The sequence below is a fragment of the Kitasatospora sp. NPDC050463 genome, from assembly GCF_040655255.1.
Taxonomy (GTDB): Bacteria; Actinomycetota; Actinomycetes; order Streptomycetales; family Streptomycetaceae; genus Kitasatospora.
In genome coordinates this window covers 21249-34749 of the sequence record NZ_JBFAJO010000003.1, presented here as the reverse complement: position 1 = coordinate 34749, position 13501 = coordinate 21249, and the positions used below count along the sequence as shown (strand labels likewise).

Here is a 13501-nt window from a genome sequence, read left to right as displayed (position 1 = left end):
CTTTCCTGCGATTGACCACCGAGAGGCATCCCCGAATGTCAGACAGCCGGCTCGCTGAGGCCGTCGAGCTCAATTTCAACCGCCACGAGACCTTCGCGCCGCGGTTCGGTTGGATGCACAAGGCTTATACGCAGGTGAAGGACCACCCCGACATCTTCTACCGCGAGGACGCGCCCGTCCTGCTCGGCGTCGGTCGGAACATGGTCAACGCGATGCGCTACTGGTCGAAGGCGTTCAAGCTGACCCAGGAGCACGCGCACACCGACCCGTCCAAGAAGGCACGCCTGTCCGCACCGACATGGCGCGCCCGGTGGCTGCTCGACGAACACGGCGCGGACCCGTATCTCGAGGACACCGGCAGCCTCTGGCTGCTGCACTGGTGGCTGCTCTCCGCCGAACCGGACTCCAAGTGCCAAGCGCCCAGCTGGTACGTGATGTTCAACCTGGCGCCCCGCTCCCGAGTCACGACCGCAGAGATGACGAGCGTCATCACGCGTTTCGTGCATGAGAACTTCGACGAGGACAAGTGGCGGGCGGCGGAGTCGGTCAACCGTGACGTGGACTGCCTGATCAAGATGTACGCCCTGGACCAGGAGTTCAACCCGCTGTCTCCGGGTAGTTTCGAGGACCTGCTCATGTCCCCGTTCAGGGAGCTCGGACTGTTGGAAGGGCAGGGCAAGGGCAAGCAGCGGACCTGGCGCTTCACCAGCGGATCCCGGTCGAACCTGCCCGCGCCGGTGCTCGCCTACGCCTGCCTGGACTACGCCTCTCGGCTCGCCCCGAACGCTGGCTCGATCACGCTGGCACGGCTCGCCGCAGAAGAAGGGTCACCGGGCCGCGCGTTCCGTATGCGGGAGCCTGAGTTGGCCAAGGCCATCGAGTCCGTGATCAATGATCACCCTGACCTCCAGCTGGTCGAGGCCCTCGGCCAGAGGAGCCTGGCCTACCTCAAGCCCCCACAGACGCTCGCGTGGGACATCTTGGATGAGTACTACGGCTGTGTCCGGGATCGGGACGGTTTCCCCAGCCCGGAGCGATGGACCGAGATCTACCCCGGGCTTGCCAAGACCGCGGTGAGCAGTGCGCGTAAGAAGACGTCCCAGCAGGCCGAGGAGCTGGTGTTCGGCGAGGAGAACTCCTGATCATGACGACGAAAACCAAGCAGCGCTCCCGCCAGAGCACCGACAGTTTCCAGCTCCCTAAAGGCATCGCCCTGGTCGGATCGGAGCTGCGATCCACCAACCTCGAACGTGACGTCCGCGAGCGCCAACTGAACTCGCCCTACGTCGGCGCGCGTGCCCTCGATGTCCTCGAGCGCGTCACCAACGCCGTCGGCGATCTCGGACGTACCCGCGCATGGTCGTTCACCGGCCCCTACGGCTCCGGCAAATCCACGCTCTCCAACCTCTTCGACGCCTTCCTCGGACACGACAAGGCTCGCCGTGCCGAAGCAGAAGCGGCCGTTGCGGCAACCAGCCCCGGATACGCCGCGCGGCTGTCCCGCGTCCGGGACGAGCTGACCACGGACGGCTTCCTCGGCGCTGTTGCCACGGCCCGTCGTGAACCTCTTGCCGCAACGATTCACCGAGCCCTGCAGACAGCCGTCGAGCGCAGGTGGAAGAAGCGGCCCCCGAAGGTCGTCGCCCAGGCCCTCGCCGCGTGCGCCGAACGGGAGGTCCCGACTGCGCAGAGCCTGTTGGATGCCGTCACCGTGCTGTGTGACGCTGCCCCCGTCCTGCTGATCCTCGACGAGTTCGGCAAGACACTCGAGTACCTCGCCGCGGCCGGCGACACCGGAGACGCCGACAGCGACGTCTTCCTGCTCCAGATGCTGGCCGAGAAGGGAGCAGGGCGCTCGGGCCTGCCACTGTTCGTCTTCACGCTCCAGCACCTGGCGTTCACCGACTACGCAGCGCGATCCAGCTCCGTACAGACCCAGGAATGGGCGAAGATCCAGGGCCGGTTCGAGGACATCACCTTCGCGCCGAACCTCGGCGACGCCGTCCACCTCATGCGCCGCCGCCTCGACCTGTCCGCCGTTGGCGAGCCGGGCCGCGCTCTTATCGAGGCCCAGGCAGAAGCTGCCGCGAAGGCGTGGAGGGAGGGGCACGCACTCAACTCCGTCGTCGACATCTCGGCGGAGATGTTCGCTGGCCTTTACCCTCTGCACCCGCTGACCGCTGTCGCGGCTCCGCTGCTCGCTTCCCAGATCGGCCAGCATGACCGCAGCCTCACTGGCTTCCTCGCCAGCGACGAGCCCCACACGGTCCGGCGGACAATGGAGATGCTGTCCTCGGACGCGCCCGAGCGCGCCTCGACGGTTCGCCTCCCGCAGCTGTACGACTACTTCTTCGCCTCGGGCCGAACCACCATCCTGGCCTCGTCGAACGCCAGCCGCTGGCTTGAGGTCGACATGCGGCTCAATGAGGCCCACGGCCTGCCCAACGAGGACCAGGAAGTCCTCAAGGTCATCGGCATCCTGAACCTCATCGACGCCGACGGTCTCCTGCGCGCAACGCCCGGCATGATCCAGTTCGCGCTCAACGACCCACTCGACGCCAACGACCCGGACCGCTTCGCGGCCCTGCAGAAGAAGCTGGACAAGCTCGTCCAAGACGGCTTCGTGGTTCACCGCGCCTACAGCAACGAATACCGCGTCTGGCAGGGCACCGACGTCGACATCGACGCCCGGGTCCGCGAAGTCGCCACCCGGATCCAGCCCGCGGACGTCGTCGACTACGTCAGCAAGCACCTCGGCACCGTCCTTCCCGCCGCCGTGGTGGCCGGCAAGCACAGCCAGCAGACCGGAATGCTGCGCTACTTCGTCACAGCGGTCAGCCACGAAGGGGAGAAGATCGACGGCCCCGAGGTGGTCAAGGACGCCGCTGACGGCCTCATCGTCTACCACCTCGGCACCCTCGACACCCGGCCTGCCGTCAACTCGCCCCTTCCGGTGCTGATCGGCGTCACCCAGAACCCTGAGCGGGTCCTTCAAGCCGGAATCGACCTCGTCGCACTCGAGGAACTCCTCGACGACGACACCATCGACCACGTCGCCTCCCGGGAGATCGCCGAACGCGCAGCAGAGATCTCCCAGCTCATCGGCGCGCAGCTCGACGAAGCGTTCAACCCCCGTAGCCCGCAGGCCACCTGGCACCTCTGGAACACCGCTGCCGACGTCACCAACGCGCCCGACGCAGCTCTCGAAGCGCGCAGCTACGCCAGCCTCGCCTCCCAGGCGTGCGAACTCGTCTACCCGCACACTCCGCGTATCCGCAACGAGATGGCCGGCCGTCACCAGCTCACCAGCAACGGCTCGCGAGCCCGCCGCGAGGTGCTCACCGCCATGATCCAGCGATCGGGCGTGCACCTCCTGGGCTTCGACCCCGACAACTACTCCGCGGAACGCGCGATGTACCACGGAGTCGTCGAGTACCTTGGCCTCCACCGCGTCGCAGGGGAGAGCGGCAACGCTGTCGACTCCGACACCATCCTCACGCACGGAATCTCCAGGCCCAGCAAGGAAGCCAACGCCGAAGCCAACGTCACCGAAGTCTGGGACACACTCGAGGCAGCGCTGACCAAGGCCACCCGACCGACCCCTCTGGGCGATATCTACGAGCAGCTGATGGCGCCGCCCTACGGCGTCAAGGCCGGCGTCGTCCCGATCCTCGTGGTCACTGCCCTGATCCTTCGCAGCGACGACATCGCGCTGTTCGAGGACGGCAACTACTGCCAGCGGTTGACCCCGGAGATCATCGAGCGGCTCAACGTCAACCCGGACCGCTTCATGGTCAAGGCCGCACCCGTCGGCCGCGGTCAGCGCCGCCTCGTGGTCGAAGGACTCGCCAAGGCCCTGAACATCACCGCGCCGCGATCGCGCTCGGCCCGTAACCCCATGCTCCTGGCCGTCACCCGGACGATCCTCGGCCGCTACATGGCCCTTGATGACTTCGCCAAGGCCACCAAGCGCCTGAGCGCGCCGGCGCTGGAGCTCCGGGACGTCCTGAAGGAAGCCACCGACCCCGACGAGCTGATTTTCACCGCCCTGCCCCTCACGCAGGGAGTCGAGCCCGTCCTGGCCGAGACCGCCAAGGACGAGCAGGCAGCCAAGACGTACGTCGCGGGCCTCGTCGCCACCCTCGACGAGCTGTCCGGCGCGAGCGCCGCCCTGCGCCAGCAACTCGTCGCGGCCCTCGCAAAGGAATTCCGCCTCCCTGCCGAGATCGCCGAACTCCGCTCTGGTCTCGCCGAACGGCTTCGCGGGTTCGCCAACGCACCCCTCGAACTCAGCCTGCAGGGCTTCGTCTCACGCGTTCTCGACGAGAACCTGCCAGACGAGGACTGGCTCGAGCCGATCACCATCCGTCTCCTCAACAAGGCCCTCGTCAACTTCACCGACCGCGACACGGATGCCTTCCCTGCCAAGGTGAAGGAGGTCGCCCGCGCCCTCGACCGAGTCAGCCACCTCTACGAGACAAACGATGAGCCGGCGGCTGCCCAGAAGCCTGCCTCGCCGCGGCGCATCGACACCCGCCTTCTCACGCTCACCACCCCCCAGGGCACCGAGGAACGCACCCTCATCCACGTGCCGAAGCAGTCACGCAAGGCAGCCGACAAGCTCGTTGTCAGTGTCATCAGGCAGGCTGAAGAGGCGCTCGGCCCGGACGGAGCCCGCATCCTGCTCGCCGCCCTCGCCGAACGCCTGGCCGCCGCCACTGACGCGGCCCCCGAGACGAAGGAGAAGCTGTGAGCGACACCAGCTCCGGCACCAAGAAGCGCCACGTACTCGGCCTGTCCGGGGGCAAGGACTCCTCAGCCCTCGCCATCCACATGCGCGACCGGGTACCCGACATGGAGTACTTCTTCTGCGACACCGGCGCCGAGCTGCCCGAAACGTACGAGTACCTCAACCGCCTTGAAGCCGCAGTCGGCAAGCCGATCGTCCGGCTGAACGCCAGCCGCGACTTCGATCACTGGCTTGAGGTCTACCAGGGCACCCTGCCCAGCCCTCAGATGCGCTGGTGCACCAAGAACCTGAAGATCAAGCCGCTGGAAGAGTGGGTCGGCGACGACGAGGTGATCTCCTACGTCGCCATCCGCGCAGACGAGAACCGCCTCGGCTACGTCAGCACCAAGCCGAACATCACCGCGGTGTTCCCATTCCGCGAGGATGGCATCGACCGCGCCGGCGTAGACAAGATCCTCGACGAGGCCGGCATCGGCCTGCCGGCCTACTACGAGTGGCGCACTCGCTCGGGCTGCTACTTCTGCTTCTTCCAGCGCAAGCACGAGTGGGTCGGGCTGAAGGACCGTCACCCGGACCTCTTCGAGAAGGCCATAGCTTACGAGGAGAAGGTCAACTACCGGCACACTGCGATGCAGGGCCGAGAGTACACCTGGTCCCAGGGCGAGTCCCTGCATGACCTGATCGAGCGCCGCGAGGAGATCGAAGCCAAGCACCAAGCAGCTCTGGAGAGGGCGGCCACCCGCGTAAAACCGAACCGACCGCTGCTCGAGATCCTCGCCGATGCCCATGACGAGGACGACGACGAGGCAGGCTGCTCCGTCTGCCACCTCTGACGAATAACACCTGAGCCCCCGCTGCGACCGGCGACAGCCGTCCGCAACGGGGGCTCAGGTGTACCGATGGCGCTCGGAGCAACTCAGCCGCGCCGCCAAGATCCAGTACGGCACGCCGGAGAGCGCTATCGTTTGGGAGCCCGCGCGTGAGCCGGGCCTGAGTAGACGATGTCCCCCGGAGAAGCACTGGTCATGGCCGCACAGTTGCCGTACCTGGTCGGCCACACCGAGATCGCCGCCCTGTTTGGCATCGAGCGCCAGACATCTCAAAAGTGGCGGACCGACGGCATCCTCGGCGAGCCCGACCTCATCGCGTCCGGGAACCCCTACTGGCTACTCGCCACGGTCCTTCAGCTCGAAGGTCACAGTGGGCGGGAGATCACCGAAGAGCGGCTGGCGCAGTACAAGGCGACGATCCCAGGTGGATACAGTCTCGCGGACCCGGAGGGCCTTCCGGTGATCGTAGGGATCAAGGAGGCCGCTCTCGTACTGGGGGCCGACGAGCGAGCCATCGCTCGATGGCGGAATCGGCGGACGATTGCGGACGAGGATCTCAAGCTGTCGGGTTCACCGCTCTGGCTTCTCGACACGCTCATCGCTGACGCCCAGGCCCGCGGCCGAGCAGTTGATCCAGAAGCACATGCAAGGCTGCTCGCCGGTGATCGGCTGAGTCAGAAGCCGCGAGGCCGAAAGGCAGCCTCGGAAAAGTAGTCAGGGAGGAGGCCGCACGCCGCGAACCCCGATGACGCTACGTCATACACCAGCCGGAGTCGCACAACCCGTCGTCGTCAACGACAACGAGAGGCTCCACCGCTATCGCCTCGGCCAGCGGACGGCCGTAGCGGGTCAGGTACACCGGATCCCGACCGAGAGCCTTGCGTCGGCGATTGACCAGTTCCTCGATGTGCACCGACTGGGCGAAGAGCTCGGGCTCCAGCGACCGCTGACGGCGCCAATCCCCAACGGTGCGAAAGGGGCAGAAGAAGCACGAACTTTTCGGAGGGACGGGAAGCCCCGCTTCCTCAATGACTCGCACACAGTCCGTCCTCCGAAGCCCGAGCTCCAGAAGCGGGTACTCGATCAGCTCATACGGTTCGCTACGCCTGCGGTTCGCACGATGGATCTCGTCGACGGAAATTCCGATGCCCACGTGAGCCGGTGCGGCGGTCGTGGCTCCGTGTTCGCGAAGCCATCGTCCGATCACCTTGATCTTGAAATCAGCTGTGCAGGACCTTCTTCCTGGCGCCCCGTTCGCCATGCGAACTGGGATCGGGATGGAGCGAGTGTCAGGTCTGCTGAGCCGTTGTACCAGCGTTTCGGACTCGCCATCGCGCCGCAGCCGCCGGAGCTGCCTGAGATCGATCCCAGCGCTGGCAGCGAACGGAACTGCGACATCGCGTACGTACGTGAGCGTGGCCGGGTGCTCGCTATCGTCACCGACGTTCGCGAACAAGAACGTCGGGTAGTCGATTTCTCGGCGAGCTGCGAGGACGAGTAGCGCGGTGGACTGAACGCCGCCCCCGTACGACACCGCCCTCAACGGACCGGCCGTCCAGTCCGTACGCCCGGACATTGCATCTACTGACGGTTGACCCATGGAGGCTCCCAGGTTGATCACTCGAACCTGAGATACTCTATGGATGATGATCGAACAGATCAAGTGTTTATCTCGCGCGGCTCGATGTCCCGCATCGCCGACCCCTTGGGTGGCGATGCGGGACATCGAGTGGACCTGCGAGTGCAGCAAGGTGTCCGGCTTGCGACTGCTGGCGGACTGCCTCAATGTGCCAGCTCGGCGTCGGGGCCAGTCGCCAATCAGCGAGCGCCAGTGCTCGGGACCGTCATGACCAGACCGGGCCTGCGGGTCTGTCGGGGAGCCACAGTCGGGCGGGACGTGTCTGTGGCGACCGCGGGTCATGCCCTGCGAATCTGCCTGACCGGTCGACAGTCGACCACCCCTGATCGAGCGCGGCGCCGCCTTAATCGGACAATGTTCCGAAGGGTGTCAGTATTTGTGGCGACTATTCAGTCTTGCCCGTATTTGAGACTGCGGGTGAGGGTGACTCATGTTTATGACCGGAAATGCGCGACTCGCCCAGTTCGATGTCTCGGCGGCGAGTCTCTTCCAAGTGTCGAATGAGAATTTCCTCCATGAGGTCGAGATGAAGGCCATCCTTTCGATATTTCTCCAGGAGGCGTTGCGCATCATATCGAAATGACCGGGCGGTGTTGCCCTCTGTAAACGTCAGTGGCTTATCTGCCATGGTCTGCAAGGACCGTCTCCGCTCCGCACGGTCCCAACCGGCGAGCCACACGCCAGCTGCGCCCTCATGGATCCCGCACGCCCTCACGAAGGATCCTACGAATCGCCTGGTCGGCACGCGGCGACCCTTCAGGACGCCGTGGATCGTGCCGCGAGAGAGATTATCGCCCGAGCTTTGAGCGCGGCGCTCCAGTTCTCGCAGCGATAGTTCTCCCGTCGCCTGATGAAGTTCGATCAAGGCGAGGCGAAGCGTGGCGTGATCTCTGATGTACTCGGGCCGCATTGGCTGTGGCGAATTGACCCCACGCCCAGCCGCCCGTGCCCTCTCATGCCGTGCACGCTTCCACAATTCACGGCCAGGTGTGGGGTCCACTCTGCATACTGTCGCGAATGCTTCCACGATCTCCAATGTGGGCACAATCTGCCCCGAGGCTGCGCGAGAGAAAACTGTTGCAGAAAACGGGGCCTGCTGGGCCATCTCGCGGTATGTCAGTCCGGACCGTTGCTTATGTTCGCGGAGCCAGAGTGCCAACTGGGCCCTGTGATGCCATGCACCTCTGTCGAGCTTTCTCTGAGGCCGGCCCATGTTGGCCGCCTCAGCGACGGCGACCGGGGACCAGGGTCGCCATCTCCCTGGCCGCTGGCATTGCAATGGCGACCGCACCGGCCAGCAGCTCAAGGATGCTGGCGGTTGGGGTGCCGGCGAGAGCCAGAACCGCGGCGAGGAGCACGATCACAAGCACGATGACGACTGCAGCCGGCGGGAGCATCTTTCGGTTGCGCCAACGGGGCATCCCGGTGGAGCACTGGAGCCCGGTCGGGTTCTGGCGGTTGCTCTTCATCATTTCCTCCATGGCGGCGAGGCGGGCTGGCGTGGTCGACGGATGTCGACGTGTTGGTCCGTCAGGCCGCTTGTGTGGTCCCGATCCTGCTGTCGGGGAGGCCGCTTCAGCAATGATGATCATGGTCCGAGTGCTGCGTTGATGTGCGCGCGTCCCAAAAGGGGGTCAGCGCCCAGGTTTTTTTGAAGCATGATCGAAAAGGAGGGCGCTGACACATCTGCCCAGGTCGGAAGATTTGATCTTGCTGAGCCGGTCGGAGTTGATGCACATCTGTCCGCAGCATCGGGTAAGGCCCTCCCTGAGACAGGGCCGGGCGTCGGTACGGTACGCAGGCGCAGCCGCGTTCAGCAGGTAGGGCCGACCGGTTCGCCGGCCGACGCCAGGTGAGAGACCTCGGATTGCGCTCGAACGGAGAACGAGAGCCTTACGCAGTGCAGCGCGCGGTGGCCGGACGGCCAACCCTGTGCTGCGTCTCGGTCTGGTCGAGGGTGCTGCCGTGTACGGCGCCCGTCCTCCTGCGGGCCGGCGTTGGCTGAGGCAGTCGGCGCGCGGCTGCACCGGAGCCACTGAAGGCGACCTCACAGTGGGCATCCGCGCTGTCAAGCGCAGCGGCCAGGGCGAGGTCGGCGTCGTCGGCGGAGTCCTTGAGGAGGCTGGAGTGGCGCAGAGTCTTGGAGACGACGGTGAGGGGGATACCGGCGGCGATCATGATGCTGGCTGCGGTGTGGAGCAGGTCGTCCAGGCCGATCTTGGGTAGGTCGAGTTCGGCGGTGCGTTTGCGGAGCCGATCGAGGAGCCACTGCGGGCGCAGGGGCGAGCCGTCCGGGCGGGCGAAGACCGGGCCTTCGAGGCAGACTTCGGGGTGGGCGGCCATCTGGAGGGTGGCCTGGCGGTGGAGGGTGGCCATCACCCTCGAGGAGAGGCTGATCCAGGCGCGGCTGGCTCCGTTTTCGGGCTCGCTGAGGTGGATCTTCCCGTTGTTCACGGCGGTCAGGGTCCAGCGGACGTAGAGCTGGTGGTCCATGAGGTGCACGTCGGACCAGTGCGGGGCGAGGATCTCGCCGCGGCGCATGCCGGTGCCGAGCATGTCCTCGAAAGGTCGGTGAGCCGGTCGGCGTAGTGCTCCGTGTTGTGCCGCAGAAACGCCGCCGCCTGGTCGGGGGTCCAGCAGACGCGCTCGGCAGCGCGGGGCTTGGCGGGTACGGAGTGCTTGGCCGGGTTGTAGCGCAGCCGCCAGGTCCGCACCGCCTGGTTCAGGGCCTTGCGCAGCATGGCCACCGCGTGGTGAACGGTGGTGCGCCCGTGGCCAGCGGCGCGCTGGCGACACGTCGCGAGGGTGATCACGGACCACGTTCGGCGGGTAGGGCGGCTTGATCGCGCAGCATCGGTCCAGGGGGTCGCTGCTCGGAACGGTGGCCGCGGACCGGGAGGAGGCGGGCCGCCGGTTGGCAGCGGGTTGTTGGGCTCGTACAACTCGGAGCACGCGCGGTGCGTCGCGCCGAGCCTCGGACCGGTCTCCGGAGTGGGCGATGGCGAGCGCCGAGAATTTCTACGAGACGGCAAGGAATTGGTGATAGAGGGATTTGAGGTGGCCATTCTCTGGCCGGCGTTCGGCCTGGGTCAGACTGATTTCTCTCGGCGCTAGTTGGCTTCTGCCCGGTGGCCCTCTGGGCGATTCGCAGGAATCGCTGGATTAACGGCCGGAGTGGCGCTAACCTGGAGACATGAACGCCATCCGGAACCTCCGTCAAGCCCCTGACCTGGGGACCAGCTGGGGACCACACGTCGTGCGCGGCACTGCACGAGGTGCACGAGACGCGCTCATCTGCACACGCACGACGTGCGCGTTGGCGCATTTCGAGAGCTAATGTGATAGCCCTACTAAACTGGGGGTCAAGGGGTCGCAGGTTCAAATCCTGTCGTCCCGACTGTGAAGTCGGTTGTGAGAGCCGGTACTTGGGAAACCGAGTGCCGGCTCTTTCTGTTCTTGCGTCAATTGGTGGTCGCATTGTGATCGCCGGGCCACATCGGCCAGGCCGCTGTGGGTTCTTCGGTTCGTGTCTGCTGGTGTGCGGGCAGTTGCCGGTGCGGGCGCGGGTTCTGGTGCCAGGGGCGGCGGGCGCGGCAGGCGGGCCAGCCGAGGGCGGCGCGGTCGGCGTTGTTGAGGACCCAGGCGACGGCGTCGACAGCCGCGCGGGCGGCGAGGAGCATCAGGTCCGTGTAGATGTTCGCGCTGGTGGACAGAGTGCGGTGGCGCAGGGTTTTGGAGATGACGGGCAGGGGACGCCTGCGGCGGTGGCGAAGCTGGCGGTGAGGTGGCGTAGGTCGTGCAGGGCGATGCGGGGGACGCCGGCCTTGTCGCAGTTGGTCGGTAACGAAGGCCCGGAGGTGCTGGCGGGTGAGGTCGATCAGGGGATCTGGCCGAGGGCGGGGATGAGGTCCTGTTCGACGTAGGCGCGGTAGCGGGCCATGGTGGTGGGCTTGAGGTGGAGCTCCCGCTCGGCGAGCCAGTCCCGAAGGTAGTCGGCGGTGCGCTGCCGCGGGTCGGTGATGACGCAGAGGGCCAGGTCCTCGTTGAAGCGCCGCAGTGCGGTGTGGGCCTCGATCTCGTCGGGGAAGCCTGCGCGGCGGATGGTGCGGCGGTGGCCGTCGCCGGTGGGGGCGTCGACGGCGAAGGCCCAGCCGCCGTGGCGGGGGTCGGTGGCGAGACGGGGGCATTGGGTGCCGAGCTGGCGGTGGTCGTCACGGCAGCCGCAGCGCCGGTAGACGCGTCCTGGGTCTCTGCCGGGATTCGGTGAGCAGCGCATGGTGATCGCCTCGAATGATCGTGCGCGAGTCGTCCCCACCTCCAGTGTGTGTCCGCGGCGCGGCCCACCGTGCGACCACCGGCCCCCGAATTTGGCCCATGGCCTGCGGGTCTCCCTTGATCAGTGACAAGGGCCCGCAGGCAGCTGATCGTCGGCTGGCTTCAGCGGCCGACGCAGGTTGGTCAGATGAGCCGGTCGCGGTGGGCGGCTGAGCTTCGCGGAGGAGGCGGGGGGCTTCCTCTTCCCGCTGATCCTGACCCAGAGTCCCGACAACGTGTCCTGCCCCTGTTCGTGTGGAGCTTCCAGCGCGAGTTCACCATCAACGTCCCCGCCATCCTCGCCGCCGCGATCCTGTCCACCTCCCGATCCTCGCCCTCTACGTCCTCGGCCGCCGCCAGTTGATCGGCGGCCTCACCGCCGTCGGCAACTAGCGGCCGTCGGCGACGGTCCGCTTCGGGAAGCGCGGTCGGCCGCCGCATCAGCGACCGGTAGGGCGCATAGCAGCCGGGGTGAGGGGCCGTTCCGGAAGGGAGGGGACCGCTCCCGTGGGATCGCTGCCCCGTGTGCCCTGGGTGCGAGCCCCGTACCGTCGGCCACAGGGTCGGCCGACGACTCCCGCTACAGGTCCTGGCAGTCCGTCCTCGATGTTCCGGCCGGTAACCCAGCGGCTTTCGTCGGAGACCAGGGTCGCGCCCGGAACGCCCTGGCGTCCTCGCGACCGCCGAGGTTCGGTGCATCCTCGACATCGCCCGGATCGCGCGATTAGGCTCGCGCGCAGCAGCTATTCAATTTGTTGACTATGGAGCCCACCGTGCACCCCTTCCGCGTAGTCGTCGAGGCCGGCGACCACGACGCCATCGAGGCCCTCCTGGCCGAGGACGTCGTCTTCACCAGCCCCGTCGCCTTCAAGCCCTACCTGGGCAAGGCCATGACCGCCGCGATCCTGCGCGGTGTCGGACGGGTCTTCGAGGACTTTCGCTACGTCCGCGAGATCAACGGCGCGGACGGCCGCGACCGAGCCTTCGTCTTCAAGGCCGCCGTCGACGGCCGCGAGGTGCACGGCTGTGACTTCCTCCACTTCGACGAGGACGGCCTGATCGACGAGTTGACGGTGATGGTTCGCCCGCTCTCCGGCGCGCAGGCACTCGCCGCCGCGATGGGCGCACAGTTCGAGCGAATCACCGCCGAAGCGCTGGGCGCGTCCGAGGCATGAGCGCGACGACGGGCTTGCGCCGGTACGTCGCGGTCGGCGACAGCCAGACCGAGGGCCTGGGTGACGGTGACGAGACGGCCGGATGGCGCGGCTGGGCGGACCGACTGGCCGAGACGATCTCGGGGCAGGCACCCGGCCTGCTCTACGCCAATCTCGCCGTCCGCGGCCGACTCGCCGGCCAGGTGCGGGCTGAACAGCTCGCCCCCGCCCTCGCGCTGCGGCCGGACCTGGTCACCGTGGTCGCCGGGATGAACGACCTGATGCGGCCGCGCTTCGACGCGGGCGCGGTCGTGGCGGAACTGGACGCGATGTTCGCGGCCTTCACGGCCACCGGGGCACGGGTGCTCACTTTCACCTTCCCCGACATCGGCCGGATCGCTCCGCCGGCGCGCGGGCTGCGGCCTCGGGTCCTGGACCTCAACGCACGCATCCGGGCCACGGCCGACCACCGCGGCGTCGTGGTCGTCGACTTCTTCCCGCACCGGGTGACGACCGATCCGCGCATGTGGAGCGCGGACCGGCTGCATGCCAGCCCGCTCGGCCACGCCGGGATCGCCGCCGCGGCGGCCGACGCGCTCGCGCTGCCCGGCAGCGACAGCGGGTGGGCCGACCCGCTGCCGCCGCTCCCGGCGGTGGGGGTCCGGCAGTGGGTTGCCCAGGAGGCCGCCTGGATTGGCACCTTCCTCGGACCGTGGCTGCTGCGCCGACTGCGCGGCCGCTCCTCCGGCGACGGGCGGGTCGCGAAGCGCCCGGAACTGCGGCCCGTCGAGGCTTCCCGCCCGGTCCGCTGACC

Annotated in this window: 12 protein-coding genes and 1 pseudogene; 8 read left to right on the top strand and 5 right to left on the bottom strand. The window is 67.1% G+C overall.

Going from position 1 to position 13501, the window contains the following annotated elements; genetic code table 11:
• Window positions 1–35 precede the first annotated feature (35 nt).
• The 5 genes from AB0J08_RS02915 to AB0J08_RS02895 all read left to right on the top strand — a co-directional run bounded on the left by AB0J08_RS02915 (window position 36) and on the right by AB0J08_RS02895 (window position 7081).
• Window positions 36–1142 (top strand): DUF4007 family protein, encoded by a 1107-nt coding sequence (locus AB0J08_RS02915; RefSeq protein ID WP_360625850.1) that lies wholly within the window; start codon window positions 36–38, stop codon window positions 1140–1142.
• 2 nt (window positions 1143–1144) lie between these two features.
• Window positions 1145–4753, top strand: a complete 3609-nt coding sequence (locus tag AB0J08_RS02910; RefSeq protein WP_360625847.1) for an ATP-binding protein — start codon at window positions 1145–1147, stop codon at window positions 4751–4753.
• Window positions 4750–5583 carry a phosphoadenosine phosphosulfate reductase family protein gene (locus tag AB0J08_RS02905; RefSeq protein ID WP_030396134.1) on the top strand — a complete coding sequence of 278 codons (834 nt, stop codon included), beginning with the start codon at window positions 4750–4752 and terminating at the stop codon, window positions 5581–5583. Before AB0J08_RS02910 ends, AB0J08_RS02905 begins: the two co-directional genes overlap by 4 nt.
• Window positions 5584–5775: 192 nt before the next feature.
• Window positions 5776–6294, top strand: coding sequence for a hypothetical protein (locus tag AB0J08_RS02900; RefSeq protein WP_360625844.1), 519 nt, complete (start codon window positions 5776–5778; stop codon window positions 6292–6294).
• Between the two features lie 406 nt (window positions 6295–6700).
• Window positions 6701–7081: a hypothetical protein gene (locus tag AB0J08_RS02895; protein ID WP_360625841.1), complete on the top strand. Its 381-nt coding sequence runs from the start codon at window positions 6701–6703 to the stop codon at window positions 7079–7081.
• Window positions 7082–7604: 523 nt separating this feature from the next.
• On the opposite strand, the gene AB0J08_RS02890 is transcribed toward AB0J08_RS02895, so the two are convergent.
• The 5 genes from AB0J08_RS02890 to AB0J08_RS02870 all read right to left on the bottom strand — a co-directional run bounded on the left by AB0J08_RS02890 (window position 7605) and on the right by AB0J08_RS02870 (window position 11495).
• Window positions 7605–8432 (bottom strand): helix-turn-helix transcriptional regulator, encoded by an 828-nt coding sequence (locus AB0J08_RS02890; RefSeq protein WP_360625838.1) that lies wholly within the window; start codon window positions 8430–8432, stop codon window positions 7605–7607.
• A 10-nt stretch (window positions 8433–8442) separates the two neighbouring features.
• Entirely contained in the window at window positions 8443–8691 is a 249-nt protein-coding gene (locus AB0J08_RS02885; RefSeq protein WP_360625835.1) for a hypothetical protein, read from the bottom strand.
• Window positions 8692–9112: 421 nt separating this feature from the next.
• On the bottom strand, window positions 9113–9775 hold the full coding sequence (locus tag AB0J08_RS02880) for a tyrosine-type recombinase/integrase (protein ID WP_360625832.1): 663 nt from the start codon (window positions 9773–9775) through the stop codon (window positions 9113–9115).
• Between the two features lie 905 nt (window positions 9776–10680).
• Window positions 10681–10899, bottom strand: coding sequence for a hypothetical protein (locus AB0J08_RS02875; protein WP_360625829.1), 219 nt, complete (start codon window positions 10897–10899; stop codon window positions 10681–10683).
• Window positions 10900–11096: 197 nt separating this feature from the next.
• The gene (locus tag AB0J08_RS02870; RefSeq protein ID WP_360625826.1) at window positions 11097–11495 is read right to left on the bottom strand and encodes a hypothetical protein; all 399 of its coding nucleotides are present in this window, start codon (window positions 11493–11495) and stop codon (window positions 11097–11099) included.
• 232 nt (window positions 11496–11727) lie between these two features.
• On the opposite strand from AB0J08_RS02870, the pseudogene AB0J08_RS02865 reads away from it, so the two are divergent.
• The 3 genes and pseudogenes from AB0J08_RS02865 to AB0J08_RS02855 form a co-directional block, all read left to right on the top strand.
• Window positions 11728–11926: pseudogene (locus tag AB0J08_RS02865) on the top strand (carbohydrate ABC transporter permease); the annotation flags it as partial.
• A gap of 380 nt (window positions 11927–12306) precedes the next feature.
• Window positions 12307–12708: a nuclear transport factor 2 family protein gene (locus AB0J08_RS02860; protein WP_360625823.1), complete on the top strand. Its 402-nt coding sequence runs from the start codon at window positions 12307–12309 to the stop codon at window positions 12706–12708.
• The gene (locus AB0J08_RS02855; protein ID WP_360625820.1) at window positions 12705–13499 is read left to right on the top strand and encodes an SGNH/GDSL hydrolase family protein; all 795 of its coding nucleotides are present in this window, start codon (window positions 12705–12707) and stop codon (window positions 13497–13499) included. The genes AB0J08_RS02860 and AB0J08_RS02855 overlap by 4 nt, the downstream gene beginning before the upstream one ends.
• Window positions 13500–13501: the final 2 nt, after the last annotated feature.